19 protein-coding genes are annotated in these 20,713 nt (G+C 59.4%); 3 read left to right on the forward strand and 16 right to left on the reverse strand.

The window, feature by feature from the left end; all coding sequences use genetic code 11:
• Nucleotides 1-11: 11 nt before the first annotated feature.
• Nucleotides 12-1,025, forward strand: a complete 1,014-nt coding sequence (gene ftrA / locus J3P89_RS28205; RefSeq protein WP_434696331.1) for a transcriptional regulator FtrA — start codon at nucleotides 12-14, stop codon at nucleotides 1,023-1,025.
• Here ftrA and nudK read toward each other — a convergent pair.
• Genes nudK through J3P89_RS28225 form a run of 4 tightly spaced genes read right to left on the reverse strand, consistent with a single transcriptional unit; the run spans nucleotide 982 to nucleotide 4,349 of the window.
• On the reverse strand, nucleotides 982-1,578 hold the full coding sequence (gene nudK / locus J3P89_RS28210; RefSeq protein WP_434696332.1) for a GDP-mannose pyrophosphatase NudK: 597 nt from the start codon (nucleotides 1,576-1,578) through the stop codon (nucleotides 982-984). The genes ftrA and nudK overlap by 44 nt on opposite strands.
• 49 nt (nucleotides 1,579-1,627) lie before the next feature.
• A complete protein-coding gene (nadE, locus tag J3P89_RS28215; protein WP_434602358.1) occupies nucleotides 1,628-2,461 on the reverse strand; it encodes an ammonia-dependent NAD(+) synthetase in 834 nt (277 codons plus the stop codon).
• Nucleotide 2,462: 1 nt separating this feature from the next.
• Entirely contained in the window at nucleotides 2,463-3,692 is a 1,230-nt protein-coding gene (pncB, locus tag J3P89_RS28220; protein WP_434696333.1) for a nicotinate phosphoribosyltransferase, read from the reverse strand.
• Nucleotides 3,693-3,701: 9 nt separating this feature from the next.
• Nucleotides 3,702-4,349 (reverse strand): nicotinamidase, encoded by a 648-nt coding sequence (locus J3P89_RS28225; protein ID WP_434602355.1) that lies wholly within the window; start codon nucleotides 4,347-4,349, stop codon nucleotides 3,702-3,704.
• A 184-nt stretch (nucleotides 4,350-4,533) separates the two neighbouring features.
• Here J3P89_RS28225 and J3P89_RS28230 point away from each other — a divergent pair, with 184 nt between their 5' ends.
• Together J3P89_RS28230 and J3P89_RS28235 are read left to right on the forward strand one after the other, a co-directional pair.
• Nucleotides 4,534-5,091: an adenylyltransferase/cytidyltransferase family protein gene (locus tag J3P89_RS28230; RefSeq protein WP_434696334.1), complete on the forward strand. Its 558-nt coding sequence runs from the start codon at nucleotides 4,534-4,536 to the stop codon at nucleotides 5,089-5,091.
• Nucleotides 5,081-5,788 (forward strand): NUDIX hydrolase, encoded by a 708-nt coding sequence (locus tag J3P89_RS28235; RefSeq protein WP_434696336.1) that lies wholly within the window; start codon nucleotides 5,081-5,083, stop codon nucleotides 5,786-5,788. The genes J3P89_RS28230 and J3P89_RS28235 overlap by 11 nt, the downstream gene beginning before the upstream one ends.
• A 38-nt stretch (nucleotides 5,789-5,826) precedes the next feature.
• Here J3P89_RS28235 and J3P89_RS28240 read toward each other — a convergent pair whose 3' ends face one another.
• From J3P89_RS28240 to atpA, 12 genes are all read right to left on the reverse strand, one after another.
• A complete protein-coding gene (locus J3P89_RS28240) occupies nucleotides 5,827-7,257 on the reverse strand; it encodes an FAD-binding oxidoreductase (protein WP_434696337.1) in 1,431 nt (476 codons plus the stop codon).
• Between the two features lie 22 nt (nucleotides 7,258-7,279).
• Nucleotides 7,280-8,437 carry an L-talarate/galactarate dehydratase gene (locus tag J3P89_RS28245; RefSeq protein ID WP_434696338.1) on the reverse strand — a complete coding sequence of 386 codons (1,158 nt, stop codon included), beginning with the start codon at nucleotides 8,435-8,437 and terminating at the stop codon, nucleotides 7,280-7,282.
• Nucleotides 8,438-8,507: 70 nt separating this feature from the next.
• Nucleotides 8,508-10,028, reverse strand: a complete 1,521-nt coding sequence (locus J3P89_RS28250) for a tripartite tricarboxylate transporter permease (protein WP_305497735.1) — start codon at nucleotides 10,026-10,028, stop codon at nucleotides 8,508-8,510.
• A gap of 9 nt (nucleotides 10,029-10,037) precedes the next feature.
• Nucleotides 10,038-10,511: a tripartite tricarboxylate transporter TctB family protein gene (locus J3P89_RS28255; RefSeq protein WP_434602349.1), complete on the reverse strand. Its 474-nt coding sequence runs from the start codon at nucleotides 10,509-10,511 to the stop codon at nucleotides 10,038-10,040.
• Nucleotides 10,512-10,587: 76 nt separating this feature from the next.
• Nucleotides 10,588-11,559, reverse strand: coding sequence for a tripartite tricarboxylate transporter substrate binding protein (locus tag J3P89_RS28260; protein WP_434570689.1), 972 nt, complete (start codon nucleotides 11,557-11,559; stop codon nucleotides 10,588-10,590).
• 505 nt (nucleotides 11,560-12,064) lie between these two features.
• Nucleotides 12,065-13,897: a glutamine--fructose-6-phosphate transaminase (isomerizing) gene (glmS, locus tag J3P89_RS28265; RefSeq protein WP_434696339.1), complete on the reverse strand. Its 1,833-nt coding sequence runs from the start codon at nucleotides 13,895-13,897 to the stop codon at nucleotides 12,065-12,067.
• 1 nt (nucleotide 13,898) lies between these two features.
• A complete protein-coding gene (locus J3P89_RS28270; RefSeq protein ID WP_434570693.1) occupies nucleotides 13,899-14,675 on the reverse strand; it encodes a DeoR/GlpR family DNA-binding transcription regulator in 777 nt (258 codons plus the stop codon).
• Nucleotides 14,676-14,883: 208 nt separating this feature from the next.
• Nucleotides 14,884-16,251, reverse strand: coding sequence for a bifunctional UDP-N-acetylglucosamine diphosphorylase/glucosamine-1-phosphate N-acetyltransferase GlmU (gene glmU / locus J3P89_RS28275; RefSeq protein ID WP_434696340.1), 1,368 nt, complete (start codon nucleotides 16,249-16,251; stop codon nucleotides 14,884-14,886).
• Nucleotides 16,252-16,366: 115 nt separating this feature from the next.
• Nucleotides 16,367-16,792 (reverse strand): F0F1 ATP synthase subunit epsilon, encoded by a 426-nt coding sequence (locus J3P89_RS28280; protein WP_434626886.1) that lies wholly within the window; start codon nucleotides 16,790-16,792, stop codon nucleotides 16,367-16,369.
• Between the two features lie 45 nt (nucleotides 16,793-16,837).
• A complete protein-coding gene (atpD, locus tag J3P89_RS28285; RefSeq protein WP_186611300.1) occupies nucleotides 16,838-18,214 on the reverse strand; it encodes a F0F1 ATP synthase subunit beta in 1,377 nt (458 codons plus the stop codon).
• A gap of 27 nt (nucleotides 18,215-18,241) precedes the next feature.
• Complete coding sequence (atpG, locus tag J3P89_RS28290) at nucleotides 18,242-19,102, reverse strand: F0F1 ATP synthase subunit gamma (protein ID WP_186611299.1); 861 nt, start codon at nucleotides 19,100-19,102, stop codon at nucleotides 18,242-18,244.
• A gap of 50 nt (nucleotides 19,103-19,152) precedes the next feature.
• Complete coding sequence (gene atpA / locus J3P89_RS28295; RefSeq protein ID WP_434570698.1) at nucleotides 19,153-20,697, reverse strand: F0F1 ATP synthase subunit alpha; 1,545 nt, start codon at nucleotides 20,695-20,697, stop codon at nucleotides 19,153-19,155.
• Nucleotides 20,698-20,713: the final 16 nt, after the last annotated feature.

The raw sequence follows: 20,713 nt of genomic DNA on the forward strand, positions 1-20,713 counted from the left end.
AATCACGCCAAATGCACGCTCACCCCGGAACAGTGGCGATCCTCGTTTATGAAGGTCTTTGCGTATTCGAATTCGGCATCGCTCTGGAGATATTCGGCCTGCCGCGTCCGGAACTGGATGTCCCGTGGTACGGCCATCAGATCGTTGCCGTCGATCCTGGGCCGATGCATGCGCTGGGAGGCCTGCGCATAGCTGTCGACGCGGGACTCGAAGCGCTGGATAGCGCACGAACCATCATCATTCCCGGCTGGCGCAGCCACCATGAACCGCCACCTGAAGCGTTGCTGCAAGCATTGCGCCGCGCTCATGCCCGCGGTGCCCGCTTACTGTCCATCTGCTCTGGCGTGTTCGCACTGGCCGCCACCGGATTGCTGGATGGCAAGACCGCAACCACCCATTGGCAATTCTCATCCCTGCTCGCCGAGCGATTCCCCCGAATCACCGTTGACCCGAACGTGCTGTATGTCGATGCCGGCCAGTTGATCACCTCGGCCGGCAGCGCCGCCGGTATCGACGCCTGCCTGCATTTGATCGCCCGGGATTTCGGTACCCACATCGCCAATTCGGTGGCCCGCCGTCTGGTGATGGCACCACAGCGAACCGGCGGCCAGTCGCAATTCATAGCGGCGCCTGTGGATAAATCGCCGCGCAATGAACTGACACGGATCCTGCATTGGGTTCGAGAACATCTGGATCAGCCGCTCAACGTCGCCGACCTGGCTGCCCGCGTCGCCATGAGCGAACGGACTTTCCTGCGGCGCTTCGTTGAAAACACTGGCCTGCCGCCCAAGGCCTGGCTACAGCAGGAACGCCTGAACCGGGCACGGGAGCTGCTGGAAAGTACCGACCAGCGCACAGCCTGCATTGCCCAGGCTTGCGGGTACCGGTCGGTGGAGAGTTTTCGGGCGGCGTTCCGCAACGCCGTGGGCCTGCCGCCCTCAACCTATCGCGAGCGATTCGGCGCCGCGCGGGCCAACCGGGTCAATCCAGCAACCGATGCAACTTGGCGTACTGCAGCAACATGATGGTCTTGCCGTCGCAGATCTCGGCGGTTTCGATCATGCCCAAGGCTTGATCGAGAGGCATCTCCAGCACCTCGATTTCCTCGCCCTCCGCCTCAAGCCCGCCGCCTTCGTGCTGTTTGTCCTCATCGGAATACTCACCGACGAAAAAATGCACACGTTCGGTCACCGACCCTGGGCTCATGAACGCCTCGAACACCTTGCGCACGTCCCGCACGATATAGCCGGTTTCCTCCTGGGTTTCCTTGCGGATACAGGTGTGCGGGTCGTCGTTGTCCAACAGGCCGGCGCAGGTTTCGATCAACAGGCCGTCGTGCCCGTTGACGAACGCCGGGAAGCGGAATTGCCGGGTCAGCACTACGGTTTGCTTGGCCTTGCTGTAGAGCAGGATGGTCGCACCGTTGCCACGGTCATAGGTTTCGCGCGTCAGCTCGCGCCATTGGCCGTTGCGACCGAGGTAATCGTAGGTAGTCTTACGCAGGATGTACCAGTTGTCCGAGAGGATTTCGACATTCTTGATGCGTACACGGTCTTGCGTGCTGATTGGCTGTGTCATTGACCCACTCCGTTCGGGACCAGAAAACTCACTTCAATACCCGGCTCATTCAACGTGATGCCGGGACGCGTGGCAATGCGCGTTTATGAGCCGTTTTCTGGTAAGCGCGTTCAATAATTTCTCGGGCCTTGGGAGACACCGCTTCACCCATCAGGTACGCATCGATTTCCTCGTAGCTGCATCCATATGCCACTTCATCCAACTTGCCAGGTGCCAGGTCTTCCAGATCGGCGGTCGGTGCCTTGCGCACCAGGTAAGCGGGGGCACCCATCGCGTCGGCCAACAATCGCACCTGGGTTTTGGTCAACCCGGACAGCGGTGCCAAATCGCAGGCACCGTCGCCGAACTTGGTGAAAAATCCCATCACCGCCTCTGCCCCGTGATCGGTGCCAACCACCAGCCCGTTGCTGAGATTGGCAATGGCGTATTGGGCCAGCATCCGTGCCCGGGCCTTGGCATTGCCTTTGGCGAAGTCGATGAGTTCGGCCGAAGGCTGCAAGCCGTCGACAGCGATATGACCCATCAGCCCGTCAACACAAGCACCGATGTTGCTGGTGGTGATCGAGTCCGGCCGGATGAAGTCCAAGGACGCTTGGGCGTCTCGCTCGTCCGCCTGGGCCTTGTACGGCAACCGGACCGCAATAAACCGCGCCGTGTAGTCTTCATTGCGCAGTTGCTCCACTGCCAACTGGCAAAGACGGCCGGCAGTAAGGGAGTCGACGCCGCCACTGATCCCCAACACCAGGGACTTGCAACCCGACTCACGCAGCACCTGCTTTATAAACTCGACGCGGCGAGCAATCTCGGCGGCTTCGCCGCCCTGTTGCAGTTGACGGTCGATGCCCAGCTCCCGGGCAATGCTCTCTTGCTGAAGCGAAGTCATATCAGGCTCCCATTTGTGGATTGACCAGGGCGACGTTGAACACTTGAGCGGCGTAGCGCAAAAATGAGGCGTCTTCACACACGTTCTTGATCGGATCGTCGGAAAACTTGACTACGGGCTCGCCATGCACCCGCACCAGTTTCATGACGATGCTCAGCGGTTCGACGCCGTCGACGTCGCAGGCCAGGCTGGTGCCCATGCCGAAGCCGAATTTCGCCTTGCCACGAACGTGGCGCAGGATCGGCAGGCATTTTTCGAAATTGAGGCCATCGGAGAACATCAGGTCCTTGGTGCGCGCATCGACGCCCAGCTCCTGGTAACGCCCCAGCACCTTGTCAGCCCAGACGATCGGGTCACCGGAATCCTGCCGCAGACCGTCATAGAGCTTGGCAAAGTACAGATCGAAATCCTTGAGGAAGAAATCCGTACTGATGCAGTCCGTCAGCGCGATACCGAGCCGGCCGCGATACTCGTGCACCCAGTTCTCCAAAGCCGCGTTCTGGCTTTCACTCAACCGGCCAAGTTGCTGGTGCACCATCAACCATTGGTGCGCCATTGTGCCGATCAAGGGGAGATCGAATTCGTACGCCAGGTGAGCGTTACTGGTACCGACAAAGACCCCGGGGAAATCGCTGCGCATGACATTTACTACTTCACGCTGGGCCCTGAATGACAGCCGCCGGCGGGTGGAGAAATCCGAGACACGAAACTCGGCAAGTTCTTCACGACTGGCATTCTTCTCCAGCCATTCAAACTTCTGGTACAGCTTGCGAGTAACGTCGGCCAACTCGACTTCCGGATACTTCTCACGATTGCGCAGCTCGCTGACCATCGCCAATACCGGTTGTTCGAACATGATGCAGTGCAGCATCGGCCCACGGACACGAATGTGCAGTTGGCCGTCGACTTCCGAAACGTGGATGTAGCGCAGGTTGAAGCGAAACAGACCGAGAAACTGTTCGAAATCCGGTGTCAGGTATTCACGGAAACGCTTGTTGAACAGAAACCGCTGCTCGCCTTCGCGTAGTTGCAACCCGGCGAGCTTCTCCAGTTCGACACGAATGTCTGGAATCAAGTGAGCGAGCCGCTCCTTGGAACGCACGATGAACTGGTATTCCACCTCCACATCCGGGTGCTGGTGCAAGACCGCCTGCATCATGGTGAAGGTGTAGTAGTCGGTGTCCAGAAGACTCTGGATAGTGCCGCTGCTTGAGTCGAATGCGCTGTCCATGGCTCTTCCTTATGCGTTTGCCAAGCGGATGGTTTCTTCGCGAGTGGCGGTAACCGCGACGCCCGCTTGCTCGAGGTCTTGAATGGCTTGGTTGGCCCCCGTTTCACTGATGGCCCGGCAGGCCGGGAGGTGAACGATGACCTTGAAGCCAGCGGAGGCCAGTTGCAGAGCGGTGGTCTTGACGCAGAAATCCAGCGCCAGCCCGCCGACAATTACCTGCTCCACTTTCAACCCTTTCAGATACTCGATCACGCCAGTGGAGAGCTTGCCGTGCAAGTCGTGGTAGCAAGCGCCATAGGGGTGCAGATCCGGCTCGACGCCCTTCCAGACGAAATAGTCGTAATCGTATGGGGCCGGCAGTTGATCCAGCAGGGCGAAACCTTCGGTGCCGGGAACGCAGTGGCTGACCCAGGTGATGTCGGCGTGCTCGAGCCCGGTCGGCACGAACATTTTCGAATGATCGGAGACCACCCACGGGGCCAAGGGCGAATGGGCATCCTTGCTGCCGATGCGAAGGCTGGCCAGGGACGCGATGAAATTCAGCTCACCGGCAATCTCATCACCGCCCGGCACCGGAAGCTCATCAGGGCACAGCGGCGTAAAGCTCTTTTGCGCATCGACATCGAAGGAAGCTGTTTTCCGGGTCAGGCTGTTCATGCTGGTTTTCTCCTCTTCAATGACCACGAGAGTACATATGATGTACTTTCAAGGCAAGCCTTTCTCGAAAGATAATTTTCGACAGGTTTGTTTCACGCCAAAGACCATTCATTGAAAGCCAATCAGGTTTACATGGAGGATTTTTACTATAAAGTACATGTTGTGTACTAAAAGAGAATGAGCCATGTTCGAAATAGCCGTCTATGGTGGTGCTTTTAATCCCCCTCATGCCGGTCACGCCCAGGTGATGATCGAGGCCTCGAACCAGGCCAGGCGCGTGTTGGTCGCCCCTAGCTTCCGGCATCCCTACGGCAAACAGATGGTCGACTATGACGTTCGCCTGAACTGGTTGGAATCCATCGTCGAACACGTCCAGCCCCTGTGCTACGCCGAAGTGCGCGCAAGCCGGGTGGAGCAGGTCGTGGCCCGTGGCGTTGAAGGCGCCATCTACAGCTATACCCTGCTCGCCCATTTCGCCGACAGCCTGGCCCTGGACGGCAAGCGGATCGCGTTGGTGGTGGGCGAGGATGTCGCGGATTTGCTGCCGACTTTCTATCGCGGCCAGGAACTGCTTGAGCGTTTTTCCATCCTTCGCGTGAGCGAAAAGATCCACGTGCGCAGCACGGTGGTTCGCGAACGACTGGCCTTGGGCAAGCCGCTGCCCAGCCACTGGATAGCTCCCGGCATGAACCCGTTAAACTATGACCTTTACGCTAACCACGGAAATCGACATGCCTACTAGCACAGCCACCGCGCGCGGTTATCTGCACACCATCGACCTCTGCGTGCTGCGCTTCTGCCGGGAGACCCAGGCGCTGGAAATCCTCCTGAACCGACGGGAAGCCGAGCCGTTCGCCGGCCATTGGGCGTTGCCCGGGATCGTGGTCAATGGGGATGTCGAAGATCTCACGCTGAACGACGCCGTGGAGCGCCTGCGCAATTCAAACAAGGTAGGCATGCCGCTGGCCTGGATCGAACAGGTCGGCACCGTCGGCGACGCGTTCCGCGACCCACGCTGCTGGTCATCCACGACGTTCTACCTGGCGGTTGCCAACGAGGCGGTCCTGCTCGCCGAGCATCAGGGATTTTTCCCCCTCAAGGATGTCGCTGATGCCTCGATCAAACTTCCTTTCGATCACAACAGCCTGGTCGCGGCGGTCCAGGAACGGTTGTTGTCCAAAGCCCTCTACAGCAGCCTGCCGCTGATGTTCCTGGGCCCGGAATTCAGCGCGCCGGAAGCGGTGGATATTTTCTCCGTGGTGCTCGGTCGTCCGGTGCTCAAGACCAGCATGCGCCAGCGTCTGCTGAAAATGACCGAGGCCGGTTATTTGCAGGAAACCGGTCGTAAAAAAGCCGGCGACGGCGGCCGACCGCAACGCACGGTGGAAAATCTCAAACCGGCCAGCGTTTATCTTTTTGATCGGTGTTTTCTGGAGTGACTTGTGCGTACGCCCAGCACACCTTCCTGATCCAGGTATCAAGGGCCATGGGAAGTGAAGACCTTGCCGGGGTTCATTAGCCCGGCAGGGTCAAGCGTGAGTTTGATGGCGCGCATCAGCTCCATCTCCAGAGGGTCCTTGAAGCGGACCGCCGCGTCGGGTTTGGCTTGCCCCAGCCCATGTTCAGCACTGATGCTGCCATTGAAGGTGCTCGTCATCCGGTAAATGAGCTGCATGATCGCGTGTTCGCGGGCCTTGAACGAAGCGTCCGCATCGCTAATCGGCTTGCTGATGTTGTAGTGCAGATTGCCGTCGCCCATGTGCCCATAGGAAACGATGCGCACGCCTGGAAAGTCCTGTTGCAGGGCTTTGTCAGTGCGCTCGATGAACTCCGGAATCCGACTGACAGGCACGCTGATGTCATGCTTGAGGCTGGGGCCTTCGTGATTCTGCGCCTCGGAAATTCCTTCGCGCAGCGCCCACAGCGCGGCGGCCTGCGCCTGGCTGCTGGCCAACACCGCATCAATGACCCAACCTTGCTCGAAGGCATGGGCCAAGCCGTTTTCGAGCAGCAGCGTCAAAGGCGCATCGGGCACCGTGTCGCGCAATTCAATCAACGCGTACCAGGGATGTTTCGTCTCCAGCGGATCGCTGCAACCCGCCACATGATCCAAGACGAAATCCAGGCTCTGGCGCGACATCATCTCGAAGCCCGTCAGGCGGTCGGCGCACAGGCTGCGGACATGACCGATCAAATCCACCGCCGCTTGTGGCGAAGGCAGCGCAACCCAGGCTGTCGCCGTGCTGCAGGTTGCCGGAAACAGCTTCAGCACCGCCGCAGTGATGATGCCCAGCGTGCCTTCCGAGCCGATGAACAGATGCTTGAGATCGTAACCGGTGTTGTCCTTGCGCAACCCCCGCAAACCGTTCCAGATTCGTCCGTCCGGCAATACCACCTCAAGCCCGAGCGTCAGCTCACGCATGTTGCCGTAGCGCAGCACCGCCGTGCCGCCAGCGTTCGTCGCCAGATTGCCACCCACCGTGCAACTGCCCTCCGCCCCCAGGGATAGCGGGAACAGGCGCCCCGCCTGGCTGGCGACCTCCTGGAGGTGCTGCAGGATCACCCCGGCCTCGACCGTGATGGTTTCATTGGCGAGGTCTATTTCACGGATGCGCTTCATCCGGGTCAAAGACAACACCACCTGGCTGCCGGAAGCATCCGGAATCGAGCCACCGCACAAACCGGTATTGCCGCCCTGGGGCACCAGCGCCACCCTGGCGTCGTGGCAAAGCCGCACCACTGCCGCCACCTCCTCGGCGGTCGCGGGCCTGACCACGAGCGCGGCCTGGCCTTGATAGGCGCTACGCCAGTCTGTCAGATAGCTGGCCATGAGCGCCGGATCCCGTACCACGCCCGCAGCGCCCACGACGTGCTCGATGCTCTGGATAAACTCAGGGCTCAACGCCATGGCGTGCTCCTCATTGACCTGATCACGGGCGCCGCCCGATCTCGACCTGGTCGGCCGTCCATCCCGCCACGCGTTCGCTCAAGGACAACCCAAGGCCAGGCCGGGTGGGCACCAGCATTCGTCCGTCACGGGTCTCCATGCGTTCATTGAACAATGGCTCCAGCCATTCGAAATGTTCCACCCAAGGCTCGCGGCTGTAACTGGCGGCCAGATGGATGTGCAGTTCCATGGCAAAGTGCGGCGCGATCATCAGTCCTGCTTGTTCGGCTGCTGCCTGGACTTTCAGGTAAGGCGTGATGCCGCCGACACGCGGCGCATCAGGCATCAGGTAATCGGCAGCGCGCAACTTGATGAATTCCCAGTGCTCGGCAACGCTGGTGAGCATTTCACCGGTGGCGATCGGCGTGTCGAATTGCTGCGCCAGCGCGGCGTGGCCTTCGGCGTCATAGCAATCCAGCGGCTCCTCGATCCAGACCAGGTTGTATTGTTCCAACTGGCGGCACATGCGCTGGGCGTTGGGTCGGTCCCATTGCTGATTGGCATCGACCATCAAGGGGAAGCTATCCCCCAGGTGTTTGCGGATGGTGCTGACCCGGTGCAGATCCAGGGCCTGGTCAGGCTGGCCGACTTTGAGCTTGATCCCGCCGATACCCTTTTCCCGGGAGATGTCAGTATTGATCATCAATTGATCAAGCGGCGTGTGCAGGAATCCCCCCGACGTGTTGTAGCACTGGACGGAATCGCGATGAGCGCCGAGCAAACGCGCCAGGGAAAGGTTGGCCCGCTTGGCTTTCAAGTCCCACAGGGCGACATCGAATGCACCGATCGCCTGGGTCGCCAGGCCGCTGCGCCCCACCGAGGCACCCGCCCAGCAGAGCTTGTCCCACAATTTGGAAATGTCGCTGGGGTTTTCGCCGATGAGGCTGGGAGCGAGTTCCCTGGCGTGGGCAAATTGCCCGGGGCCGCCGGCGCGCTTGGAATAGCTGAAACCCAGGCCACGGTGGCCGTCCCTGGTTTCGATTTCGACAAACAGCATGGCAATTTCGGTCATTGGCTTTTGCCGACCGGTCAGTACCTTGGCGTCGCTGATGGGGTTGGCCAGCGGCAGGAATACCGAGGCCACGCGCACCCAGGCAATGCGGTCGTCATCGGCGGAAGACAGTTGAGGCGTGTCTTGCATGGCTATGCTCCGAACGTTTGGGTTCGGCTGCCGCAACACGGCGTCGTGTTACAGCAGCGAATGCAATGGGCTAGCTGCGCATCAATTCGATGGCCGCACTTTTGCGGTTGCGAATGACCGTCACCAGGTGCCAGGAGATGGACGCGGCGGCCAGGATGAGGAAGCCCGCCGAGATGGGATTGGTCAGGAAGCCGCCGAAATTGCCATCGGACAGCATCAAGCCGCGACGCAAGTTGGTTTCAGCCATCGGACCGAGGATGAAACCGATGATGAACGGTGCAATCGGCAAACCGGCCTTGACGAACCCATACCCCAGCAAGCCAAACAGCAACACCGCCCAGACGTCGAAGATCCGGCTGTTCAAGCCAAAGGCGCCGACGACGCAAAGCACCAGGATGATCGGCAGCAGAATGTGCTTGGGCACCGCCAACAACTTGATGAACATGCGCAGGCCGTAGAATTCCAGCACCAGCATCAACACGGAAGCGAGGATCAACGCGGCGAAGATCGTGTAGACCAAGGGTGCCTGGCTGATGAACAGCAACGGTCCGGGCTGGATGCCGTGGATCATGAAACCACCGAGCATCACTGCCGTAGTGGTATCGCCGGGAATGCCGAGCGTCAGCAGAGGAATCATCGCGCCGCCGATGCCAGCGTTGTTTGCCGTCTCGCTGGCGACCACGCCGTCAATCTTGCCTTTGCCGAACTCCTCCGGTGTCTTCGAGCGTTTCTTCGCCACGATGTAAGAGACGATATTCGACGTACCGGCACCGATGCCAGGCAAGATGCCGATGCCCAGGCCGATCAGGGATGATCGAGTGGCGTTGGGCAATTGGCCGACAAATTCCTTCATCGAAAAACCAAAACCTTTAACGCCTTTCATGCTGACGTGCTGGGGTTTGGCCCGGTGACTCAGGCGCGCGCTTTCAGCGAACTTCAGCACCTCGGAGACCGCAAACATACCGATCATCACGGTGAGCATGGCGAAGCCGCCATTGAGGCTCGGCAGGTCAAAGGTAAAGCGGCGAATAGCCTCGACCGGAGCGATCCCCACGGTGGAAAAGGCAAAGCCCAGGGCACCGGCAAACAAGCCTTTGACCAGCGAGCCGGTGGACAGCGTGGCAATCAGCGTCAGCGAAAAGATCGCGATGGAAAAGTATTCGTGCGGGCCAAAGCTCAGGGCCAGTTCCGCCAGGATCGGAGCGATGAACATCAGCGCGGCGATACTGAAGATCGTGCCGAGGAACGAGAACACCACGCCAATCCCAAGGGCTTTCACGCCATGGCCTTGTTTCATCAGCGGCCAGCCATCGAACGTCGTCGCGATGGAGGCCGGCGTTCCCGGTATGTTGAGCAATATCGCCGATATCAGCCCTCCCGAGGTGGCGCCAACGAAAAGCGCCACCAGCAGCGCCAGGCCAGGACCGGGTCCCATCGAATAAGTCAGCGGCAAGCACAAAGCGATCGCCATGGTGGCCGAAAGACCAGGCACCGCTCCAAAAACGATCCCCACCGCAACGCCGAGGGTGATCAGCAGAAAGACGTAGGGTGTCAGTACGGCTGCGAAGCCTGTTTGCATGAGCTCAATCATGGCCGTCCCCTAGAAATCCAATAAACCGACAGGCAGGAGCAAGTCGAAGCCATGACGAAAGATGTAAAAAATCAGCACAGCCGAAACCACCGCGATCAGCGTGTAACGCAGGTGCTTGACCTTTTCGTCCGCCGGGGTCAATACGATGAACTGGGCATAGAGATAGAGCGCAGTCGTGATCAGAAAACCCACCGGCTGCATCAGCGCTGTGTAAAGCAGCACCAAGGCCACGGATTTGATGACCGTTGGGTAATCGATCGCCTCTGGCTTTTCCGAGGGTTCGGCACTTTTGTCCGGCAGCTTGCGCCACGCCCACAATTGCAATGCGCCCAACAGACACAGCGCGACGGCGAGTACCCAAGGGACAAACGCGGCATCGACTGTCCCGCGACGCGGCAGGTTCATGGTCAGTATCAGGTAAGCGACGCCGGCGCCGAGCATCGCCAATCCGGCGATCAGCTCGTTTCTTTTATAGGAATCCATACAGGCTCCTCTTGCTGGGAAGGACGGGTTCTCGGGCGTTGGCCAACGCGGTTCACACCCGAGCCGTTACGCAAAATTATTTCGCTTTACGCATCTCGTCCTTGAACTGCATGAAGCTGTCCCGGGTTTTATTCAATGTGGCGACAGCTTCTTCTGGGCCCTGGAAGCTCACCGGCTGCTTGAAGGACTTCTTCAGCTCCTCGGCATATTCCGGCTCTTCGGTGATCTTCTTCATGGTGTCGGCCATTTTCTTGACGATGGCCGGGTCCGTGCCTTTCGGGAAGGCGACGACGTAAGGCTTGTCCAGGACCAGGTCCACGCCTTGCTCCTTGAAGGTCTTGACGTCGCCAAGCAGCGCGTTGCGTTCGGCGTTCGGCTGGCCCAGGGCGGTCATTTTGCCGCTGGAGATGTAATCCTGGACCGAGCCATAGCTGATGGCGCCGAGGTCGATGCGCTTGCCGAGCAAGGCGACGATTTTTTCCGAGACGGTGCCGCTGTCGACCATTTTCAGTTTCACCCCGGCGAGCTTCTCGAACATCAAGCCTTGCAGGTGCGAGAAGTTGCCCATCTCGGTGCCGTAAGTGATGGTGCCGGGCTTGGCCTTGGCTTTTTCAATCAGTTGGTCGAGGCTGTCGATGCCCGAGCTTTTCGCCGAGACGAACACCGCCCCTTTGTCGACGCCAGCGATGCAGGAAATATCGAACGCATCAAAGCGGTCCTCCGACAGCCCCGCGACTTCGTTGACGATCAACTGGCCGGTGTGGGTGAAGAGAATGGTATTGCCATCCGGCGCTGCGCTCTTGACCGCATCGGCGGCGATGGTGCCGCCCCCACCGGCCATGTTGGTGACGACCATGGTCTTGCCGGTGACCTTGGTGAAGTACTTGGCCATCATCCGTGCGTTGAAATCGGTGTCACCACCGGCGTTGGCAATCACCACGACCTGTACCGGACGGCTTGGCCAATCGCTGGCATCGGCAGCCATCGCTGTGCCAGCGGCCAAGCTCAGAAACGAGGCGATCAAAGAGGCGCAGAGTGTTTTCTTCATTATTGTTCTCCGGGTGCTGCCATTCATTGTGGGATTGAGGTTGAGCGAGAAACGGACACGCCCAGCGCTGATGCCTGGCGGGAAGGCAAGACTGCTTGGACGTTGAGATCGGGGAATTCGATTGCACTGGCGAGCGCGAAAAGAGCTTTTCGGAAAGGTAGCTGGCGCACGGCGATAACGCGTGGGACCGATGGACTACATGTTCGCTGGGCGGCAAATGGAGGAAACATGGCTGCGCCTTTCGTTTTTATTATTTTGACGTCATACGTTGTCGTATGACTTGATATCATCACCTATGCTCCACGTTGTCAACGCAGTTGTTCAGGGGCTTACCGTGAATACGACGAACAGGGTGGGCGGCCCCGAGGTGATCGAATCGCCGTCCTTGCACAAATCCGGACTGAAATTTAGTTGCCCCCAATAAAAAACCCCCTGAAATCAGGGGGTTGTTTTTTTGCGCTTCGGATCAGAGCCGAGCGGCCGACTCCGTTACCCTGCCCCAGCCTTACTCGACCGTGACCGATTTCGCCAGGTTACGCGGCTGGTCCACGTCGGTGCCCTTGAGCACGGCGACGTAATACGACAGCAGTTGCAGCGGAATGGTGTAAAGGATCGGCGAAAGGATGTCGTGGATGTGCGGCATATGCACCACGTGGGTGCCCTCGCCGTTGGTCATGCCAGCCTTCTCATCGGCGAAGACTACCAACTGGCCGCCACGGGCGCGCACTTCCTGCAGGTTGGACTTGAGCTTTTCCAGCAGCTCGTTGTTCGGCGCCACGGTGACCACCGGCATGTCGTTATCCACAAGCGCCAACGGGCCGTGCTTGAGTTCGCCGGCCGGGTAGGCTTCGGCGTGAATGTAGGAGATTTCCTTGAGCTTCAAGGCTCCTTCCATCGCCACTGGGAATTGCGCACCACGGCCCAGGAACAAGGTGTGATTCTTCTCGGCGAACAGTTCGGCAATTTTTTCCACCGTGCTGTCCATTGCCAAGGCTTCACCCAGGCGGGCCGGCAGGCGGCGCAGCTCTTCCACCAGTTTGGCCTCGACGCCCTCTGCGAGCGTACCGCGCACCTGGCCCAAGGACAGGGTCAGCAGCAGCAGGCCGACCAGTTGCGTGGTGAACGCTTTGGTCGACGCCACGCCGATCTCGCGACCAGCCTGGGTCAGCAGGGTCAGGTCGGATTCACGCACCAGCGAGCTGATGCCGACGTTGCAGATCGCCAGGCTGGCGAGAAAGCCCAGTTCCTTGGCGTTACGCAGCGCTGCCAGGGTGTCAGCGGTTTCGCCGGACTGGGAAATTGTCACGAACAGAGTGTCTGGTTGCACGACTACCTTGCGATAGCGGAACTCGCTGGCGACTTCAACCTGGCACGGGATACCCGCCAGCTCTTCGAGCCAGTAACGCGCAACCATGCCGGCGTGATAGCTGGTGCCGCACGCCACGATCTGCACGTTGCGCACCTTGGCGAACAACTCGGCTGCCTGCGGACCAAAGGCCTGGACCAGCACCTGCTCCTGACTCAGGCGGCCTTCAAGGGTGCGCTGGACAACGGCCGGTTGCTCGTGGATTTCCTTGAGCATGTAATGGCGGAACTCACCTTTGTCGGCGGCTTCGGCACCGTCGCGGTACTGGACCACCTCGCGCTCGACTTCTTTCCCCTCAAGGTTCCAGACCTGCACGCTGTCACGGCGAATCTCGGCGATATCGCCCTCTTCCAGATACATGAAGCGGTCAGTCACCTGACGCAGCGCCAACTGGTCGGAAGCCAGGAAGTTTTCCCCCAGGCCCAGGCCAATCACCAGCGGGCTGCCACTGCGGGCCGCCACCAGCCGATCCGGTTGTTTCGCGCTGATAACCGCCAGGCCATAGGCGCCATGCAGTTCCTTGACCGTGGCCTTGAGCGCCACGGTCAGGTCCGCCAGGTCCTTGAGCTTGTGGGTGAGCAAATGGGCAATGACTTCAGTGTCGGTGTCCGAAGTAAAGACATAACCAAGCGCCTTCAGCTGTTCGCGCAACGCCTCATAGTTTTCGATGATGCCGTTGTGCACCACGGCCAGGTCGCCGGAGAAGTGCGGATGGGCGTTACGCTCGCACGGCGCACCATGGGTGGCCCAACGGGTATGGGCGATGCCCAGGCGACCGATCAGCGGCTCAGCGTCCAGGGCTCGTTCCAGTTCACTGACCTTGCCCGGACGACGCACGCGCTCAAGCTTCTCGTCGTTGGTGAAGACCGCCACGCCGGCACTGTCGTAGCCGCGATATTCAAGACGCTTGAGCCCTTCAAGCAAGATGGCCGTGATGTTGCGTTCAGCAACGGCACCGACAATTCCACACATGTTATTTCTCCTGGCTGACAGGTGCGCAGATCAGATTGATGCCGCGGGCCTGAATCTGGTCGCGTGCCTCCACGGGCAGGCGATCATCGGTAATGAGGGTATGGACGCTGCTCCACGGCAGTTCCAGATTGGGGATCTTGCGACCGATCTTGTCGGCCTCCACCATCACGATCACTTCGCGGGCAACCTCGGCCATCACACGGCTCAGGCCCAACAGTTCGTTGAAAGTGGTGGTACCTCGAACCAGATCGATGCCGTCGGCGCCGATGAACAGCTGGTCGAAGTCATAGGAGCGCAGCACCTGCTCGGCGACCTGGCCCTGGAACGACTCGGAATGAGGATCCCAGGTACCACCGGTCATCAGCAGCACGGGCTCATGCTCCAGTTCGCTCAGCGCATTGGCCACATGCAGGGAGTTGGTCATGACCACCAGCCCCGGTTGCTGGCCAAGCTCGGGAATCATCGCCGCCGTGGTGCTGCCGCTGTCAATGATGATGCGCGCATGCTCGCGGATCCGCTTCACGGCGGCACGGGCGATGGCCTGTTTGTATTTGGAAACGCTTTGCGCACTGTCGGCGACCAGTTCCTGCGGCATCGGCACCGCGCCACCGTAGCGGCGCAGTAACAGGCCATTGGTCTCCAACGCGGCGAGATCCTTGCGAATCGTAACTTCCGAGGTTTCGAAGCGCTTGGCCAGCTCATCCACGCTCACCTCGCCCTGCTCCTGGAGCAAAGCGAGAATGTTGTGGCGGCGTTGTGGTGTATTGCGCTTGGACATGGCTGCTTAAGTTTCGATTCGAAAGATAACGTAAGCAATCAAAACCTATTGAGGCGATATCGTCAAGGCGCAGGGAGAAAAATTCAGAAATCAGCGGACAACTGTGGGAGCGAGCCTGCTCGCGAATGCGGTAGGTCAGTCAGAGCAGCGCTGTCTGATACCGCATTCGCGAGCAGGCTCGCTCCCACAGGAGAGGGTGTGGATAACTTTAAGGCTTCTTGATCTTTTCCGGACGCTTCCAGCCGTCGATGTTGCGCTGACGTGCACGCCCCACCGCCAGCTGGCCGTTATCCACATTCTGAGTCAGAGTCGAGCCGGCCGCCGTGGTCGCACCGTTGGAGATATCCACAGGTGCTACCAGGGAGTTGTTCGAACCGATGAACACATCCTCGCCCAACACGGTTTTCCACTTGTTGGCGCCATCGTAGTTGCAGGTGATGGTCCCCGCACCGATGTTGGTACGTGCGCCGATTTCGGCGTCGCCCAGATAAGTCAGGTGCCCGGCCTTGGCACCTTCGCCCATATGAGCGTTTTTAAGTTCCACGAAGTTACCCACATGAGCGCGGGCTTCCAGCACCGTGCCCGGGCGCAGGCGAGCAAACGGGCCGGCGTCGCTACCCTCGCCCATCACCGCGCCTTCGAGATGACTGTTGGCCTTGATTACCACGCCTTTGCGCAGGGTACTGTCCTTGATGACGCAGTTCGGGCCAATGACCACGTCGTCTTCGATGACGACTTTGCCTTCGAGGATGACGTTGATATCGATGACCACGTCGCGGCCGACACTGACTTCACCACGGACGTCAAAACGGGCAGGGTCGCGCAGGGTCACGCCTTGGGCCATCAAGCGGCGGGCGGTGCGCAGCTGGTAATGGCGTTCGAGTTCGGCCAGTTGCCGGCGATCGTTGGCGCCCTGCACTTCCATCGCGTCCAAGGGCTGCTCGGTGGCGACCACCAGCCCATCGGCAACGGCCATGGCGATCACGTCGGTGAGGTAGTACTCGCCTTGGGCGTTGTTGTTGGACAAGCGGCTCATCCAGTCCCCCAGGCGCTCGGCGGGAACGGCAAGAATCCCGGTGTTGCCTTCGGTGATGCCGCGCTGGGCGTCATTGGCGTCTTTCTGCTCGACGATGGCAGTCACCTGGCCGTCGGCGTTGCGTACGATGCGGCCGTAGCCGGTCGGATCATCCAGCTCGACGGTGAGCAGGCCCAATTGACGCGGCGCGACGTGCTTGAGCAGGCGTTGCAGCGTATCGACTTCGATCAGCGGCACATCACCGTAGAGAATCAACACCGTATCGGCGGTGATGAATGGCACGGCCTGGGCCACGGCGTGACCTGTACCGAGTTGTTTGTCCTGCAGCACGAAATTCAGGTCATCCGCCGCCAGGCGCTCACGTACCGCATCGGCTCCGTGACCGATCACCACATGGATGCGCTGTGGACCAAGTTGCCGCGCGCTGTGGATAACATGTCCGAGCATGGAGTTGCCGGCTACCGGGTGCAGCACCTTGGGCAGCGCCGAGCGCATGCGGGTGCCTTGACCGGCCGCGAGAATAACGATTTCGAGAGACATGACTGGCTACCAATCCTGGGTGGTCAGCGGCTGCGACCAGATGATGAGTGTCGGGAAAAGAAAAAAGGGTAGCCGAGGCTACCCTTTTTAATCAATCGCACACGAAGCGGACGGCTTAGCCGCCGAACTTCTTGCGGATCTGCTGGACGGTGCGCAGCTGAGCTGCGGCCTCGGCCAGACGTGCAGCAGCAGAACCGTAATCGAAGTCTGCGCCTTTTTCGTTCAGGGCCTTCTCGGCAGCCTTGACGGCTTCCTGAGCGGAGGCTTCGTCCAGGTCGGCAGCACGTTGCACGGTATCGGCAAGGACCTTGACCATGTTCGGCTGAACCTCGAGGAAACCACCGGAGATGTAGAACACCTCCTTGTCCCCGCCCTGCTTGGTCAGAGTAATCGGACCTGGCTTCAAGCTGGTGATCAGCGGTGCGTGGCCCATGGTGATACCAAGATCACCCAGATCACCGTGCGCAACCACAAACTCGACCAGACCGGAGAAGATTTCCCCTTCCGCACTGACGATATCGCAATGGACTGTCATAGCCATCTGATTGCCTCAACCTAAATTAGCGCCCGTTGCCGGGCGCCGGGATTACAGTTTCTTGGCTTTCTCGATCGCTTCTTCGATGCCGCCGACCATGTAGAACGCTTGTTCTGGCAGGTGGTCGTAGTCACCGTTGAGGATGCCTTTGAAGCCAGCAATGGTGTCCTTCAGGGAAACGTATTTACCCGAGGCACCGGTGAAGACTTCAGCCACGAAGAACGGCTGCGACAAGAAGCGCTGGATCTTACGAGCGCGGGATACCAACTGCTTGTCGGTTTCCGACAGCTCGTCCATACCCAGGATCGCAATGATGTCCTTCAGCTCTTTGTAGCGCTGCAGCACGTACTGGACGCCGCGAGCGGTGTCGTAGTGCTCCTGGCCGATCACGTTCGGGTCCAGCTGGCGCGAAGTCGAGTCGAGTGGATCGACCGCTGGGTAGATACCCAGGGAAGCGATGTCACGGGACAGTACGACGGTGGCGTCCAAGTGGGCGAAGGTGGTCGCTGGCGACGGGTCGGTCAAGTCATCCGCAGGTACGTATACCGCTTGGATCGAAGTGATCGAACCTTCCTTGGTCGAAGTGATACGTTCTTGCAGAACGCCCATCTCTTCAGCCAGGGTCGGCTGGTAACCTACTGCCGAAGGCATACGGCCCAGCAGCGCGGATACTTCAGTACCGGCCAGGGTGTAACGGTAGATGTTGTCGACGAACAGCAGAACGTCGTTACCTTCGTCACGGAACTTCTCGGCCATGGTCAGGCCGGTCAAGGCTACGCGCAGACGGTTTCCCGGCGGCTCGTTCATCTGACCGTAGACCAGTGCCACTTTGTCCAGAACGTTGGAATCCTTCATCTCGTGGTAGAAGTCGTTACCCTCACGAGTACGCTCACCCACACCGGCGAACACGGAATAACCGCTGTGCTCGATGGCGATGTTACGGATCAGTTCCATCATGTTTACGGTCTTGCCTACACCAGCACCACCGAACAGACCCACTTTACCGCCCTTGGCGAACGGGCAAACCAGGTCGATAACCTTGATGCCGGTTTCCAGCAGGTCGTTGCCGCCTGCCTGTTCAGCGAAGGATGGCGCAGGACGGTGAATGCCCCAGCGCTCGTCGGTATCGATCGGGCCAGCTTCGTCGATCGGGTTGCCCAGTACGTCCATGATCCGGCCCAGGGTCGCTTTACCGACCGGTACGGAGATGGCAGCGCCAGAGTCGATAACGTCCAGACCGCGCTTCAAGCCTTCGGTGGAACCCATCGCAATGGTACGAACCACGCCGTCGCCCAGCTGCTGCTGAACTTCCAGGGTGGTTTCCGCGCCTTGTACTTTCAGCGCGTTGTAGATGCTCGGTACGCTGTCGCGTGGGAATTCCACGTCGATAACGGCGCCGATGATTTGAACGATACGTCCGCTACTCATAGCTGGATCCTCTGAATATTTGAACCGTTAAACCGCGGCAGCGCCGCCGACGATTTCCGAGATCTCTTGGGTGATCGCAGCCTGACGCGCCTTGTTGTAGATCAGCTGCAAATCGCTGATCAAATCACCGGCGTTGTCGGTAGCGTTTTTCATCGCGATCATCCGCGCCGCTTGTTCAGCTGCGTTGTTCTCGACCACCGCCTGGTACACCTGCGATTCCACGTAGCGGACCATCAAGCCGTCAAGCAGCTCCTTGGCATCGGGTTCGTAGAGGTAGTCCCAGTGGTGCTTGAGTTCCTGTTCCGGGGTCGCCACCAGTGGGATCAATTGCTCCACGGTAGGCTGTTGCGTCATGGTATTGATGAACTTGTTGGATACCACGGACAGGCGGTCAATCCGGCCTTCCAGGTAAGCATCCAGCATCACCTTGACGCTGCCGATCAGGTCATTGATCGACGGCTCTTCACCCAGGTGGCTGATAGCGGCGACGACGTTACCGCCGAAGTTGCGGAAGAATGCCGCACCCTTGCTACCAATCACGCACAGATCGATCTCGACGCCTTGTTCGCGGTTTACCGCCATGTCCTTGACCAGGGCCTTGAACAGGTTGGTGTTCAAGCCACCGCACAGACCACGGTCACTGCTCACCACGACGTAACCGACGCGCTTGACGGCGCGGTCGATCATGAACGGGTGGCGATATTCCGGGTTGGCGTTGGCCAGATGACCAATCACCTGGCGGATGCGCTCCGCGTAAGGACGGCTAGCAGCCATGCGCATTTGTGCCTTGCGCATTTTACTGACCGCCACTTTTTCCATGGCGCTGGTAATCTTTTGCGTGCTTTTGATGCTCGCAATCTTACTGCGAATCTCTTTTGCGCCTGCCATGTAACACCTATCAGGTTAGCAAGCGGGAGCCTTGCGACTCCCGCTGCGGCTTACCAGGTTTGGGTGGCCTTGAACTTCTCGATGCCGGCTTTCATGCCAGCGTCGATTTCGTCATTGAAGTCACCCTTCACGTTGATCTTCGCCATCAAATCGGCGTGATCTCGGTTGAAGTAAGCAATCAGCGCTTGTTCAAAGCTGCCGACCTTGGCGATTTCGACGTCAGTCAGGAACCCACGTTCAGCGGCATACAGCGACAACGCCATGTCAGCGATCGACATAGGAGCGTATTGCTTCTGCTTCATCAGCTCGGTAACGCGCTGACCATGCTCAAGTTGCTTACGGGTCGCTTCGTCCAGGTCAGAAGCGAACTGGGCGAATGCTGCCAGTTCACGGTACTGAGCCAGAGCGGTACGGATACCACCGGAGAGCTTCTTGATAATCTTGGTCTGAGCGGCACCACCCACACGGGATACCGAAACACCGGCGTTCACAGCAGGACGGATGCCCGAGTTGAACATGGCCGATTCCAGGAAGATCTGACCGTCGGTGATGGAGATCACGTTGGTCGGAACGAACGCGGAAACGTCGCCAGCCTGGGTTTCGATGATCGGCAGTGCGGTCAGGGAACCGGTCTTGCCAGTCACTGCGCCGTTGGTGAACTTCTCTACGTAGTCTTCCGAGACGCGGGATGCGCGCTCCAACAGACGGGAGTGGAGATAGAACACGTCGCCTGGGTAGGCTTCACGGCCTGGTGGACGGCGCAGCAGCAGGGAAATCTGGCGGTAAGCCACTGCTTGCTTGGACAGATCGTCATAAACGATTAGCGCGTCTTCACCGCGGTCGCGGAAGTACTCGCCCATGGTGCAACCGGAGTACGGAGCCAGGAACTGCAGCGCAGGAGATTCCGAAGCACTGGCCGCCACGATGATCGTGTTGGCCAGGGCGCCGTTTTCTTCCAGCTTGCGAACCACGTTGGCGATGGTCGATTGCTTCTGACCGATGGCGACGTAGACGCAGAAAATGCCGCTGTTCTTCTGGTTGATGATCGCGTCGATCGCCAGAGCGGTTTTACCGATCTGACGGTCACCGATGATCAGCTCACGCTGGCCACGGCCGACAGGGATCATGGCATCGACAGCCTTGTAGCCAGTCTGTACAGGCTGGTCTACCGACTTACGCCAGATCACGCCTGGAGCAACTTTCTCGACCGCATCGGTCTCGGTGTTGTTCAGCGGACCTTTGCCGTCAACAGGATTACCCAGTGCGTCGACTACGCGACCCAGCAGTTCCTTACCGACTGGAACCTCGAGGATGCGGCCGGTGCACTTGGCGCTCATGCCTTCAGCCAGCGTCGTGTAAGCGCCCAATACCACGGCACCTACAGAGTCTTGCTCCAGGTTGAGGGCCATACCGTAGACGCCGCCCGGAAACTCGATCATCTCGCCGTACATGACGTCGGCCAGACCGTGAATCCGCACGATGCCGTCAGATACGCTGACGACAGTGCCTTCGTTACGGGCTTGGGAGGTCACATCGAGCTTGTCGATGCGGCCCTTGATAATTTCACTTATTTCGGAAGGATTGAGTTGCTGCATTGCTCTGCTGCCCCTT

This window comes from Pseudomonas sp. Z1-14, from assembly GCF_051132005.1.
In the GTDB taxonomy this organism is placed as follows: domain Bacteria; phylum Pseudomonadota; class Gammaproteobacteria; order Pseudomonadales; family Pseudomonadaceae; genus Aquipseudomonas.

What these genes read in the sequence shown, in the direction of transcription:
- atpG (WP_186611299.1), bottom strand. Translation starts at nt 19,102, where the DNA reads ATGGCAGGCGCAAAAGAGATTCGCAGTAAGATTGCGAGCATCAAAAGC.
- J3P89_RS28260 (WP_434570689.1), bottom strand. Translation starts at nt 11,559, where the DNA reads ATGAAGAAAACACTCTGCGCCTCTTTGATCGCCTCGTTTCTGAGCTTG.
- nadE (WP_434602358.1), bottom strand. Translation starts at nt 2,461, where the DNA reads ATGACTTCGCTTCAGCAAGAGAGCATTGCCCGGGAGCTGGGCATCGAC.
- J3P89_RS28225 (WP_434602355.1), bottom strand. Translation starts at nt 4,349, where the DNA reads ATGAACAGCCTGACCCGGAAAACAGCTTCCTTCGATGTCGATGCGCAA.
- atpD (WP_186611300.1), bottom strand. Translation starts at nt 18,214, where the DNA reads ATGAGTAGCGGACGTATCGTTCAAATCATCGGCGCCGTTATCGACGTG.
- J3P89_RS28235 (WP_434696336.1), top strand. Translation starts at nt 5,081, where the DNA reads ATGCCTACTAGCACAGCCACCGCGCGCGGTTATCTGCACACCATCGAC.
- ftrA (WP_434696331.1), top strand. Translation starts at nt 12, where the DNA reads ATGCACGCTCACCCCGGAACAGTGGCGATCCTCGTTTATGAAGGTCTT.
- J3P89_RS28240 (WP_434696337.1), bottom strand. Translation starts at nt 7,257, where the DNA reads ATGGCGTTGAGCCCTGAGTTTATCCAGAGCATCGAGCACGTCGTGGGC.
- nudK (WP_434696332.1), bottom strand. Translation starts at nt 1,578, where the DNA reads ATGACACAGCCAATCAGCACGCAAGACCGTGTACGCATCAAGAATGTC.
- glmU (WP_434696340.1), bottom strand. Translation starts at nt 16,251, where the DNA reads ATGTCTCTCGAAATCGTTATTCTCGCGGCCGGTCAAGGCACCCGCATG.
- J3P89_RS28255 (WP_434602349.1), bottom strand. Translation starts at nt 10,511, where the DNA reads ATGGATTCCTATAAAAGAAACGAGCTGATCGCCGGATTGGCGATGCTC.
- glmS (WP_434696339.1), bottom strand. Translation starts at nt 13,897, where the DNA reads ATGTGTGGAATTGTCGGTGCCGTTGCTGAACGCAACATCACGGCCATC.
- pncB (WP_434696333.1), bottom strand. Translation starts at nt 3,692, where the DNA reads ATGGACAGCGCATTCGACTCAAGCAGCGGCACTATCCAGAGTCTTCTG.
- J3P89_RS28270 (WP_434570693.1), bottom strand. Translation starts at nt 14,675, where the DNA reads ATGTCCAAGCGCAATACACCACAACGCCGCCACAACATTCTCGCTTTG.
- atpA (WP_434570698.1), bottom strand. Translation starts at nt 20,697, where the DNA reads ATGCAGCAACTCAATCCTTCCGAAATAAGTGAAATTATCAAGGGCCGC.
- J3P89_RS28280 (WP_434626886.1), bottom strand. Translation starts at nt 16,792, where the DNA reads ATGGCTATGACAGTCCATTGCGATATCGTCAGTGCGGAAGGGGAAATC.
- J3P89_RS28230 (WP_434696334.1), top strand. Translation starts at nt 4,534, where the DNA reads ATGTTCGAAATAGCCGTCTATGGTGGTGCTTTTAATCCCCCTCATGCC.
- J3P89_RS28245 (WP_434696338.1), bottom strand. Translation starts at nt 8,437, where the DNA reads ATGCAAGACACGCCTCAACTGTCTTCCGCCGATGACGACCGCATTGCC.
- J3P89_RS28250 (WP_305497735.1), bottom strand. Translation starts at nt 10,028, where the DNA reads ATGATTGAGCTCATGCAAACAGGCTTCGCAGCCGTACTGACACCCTAC.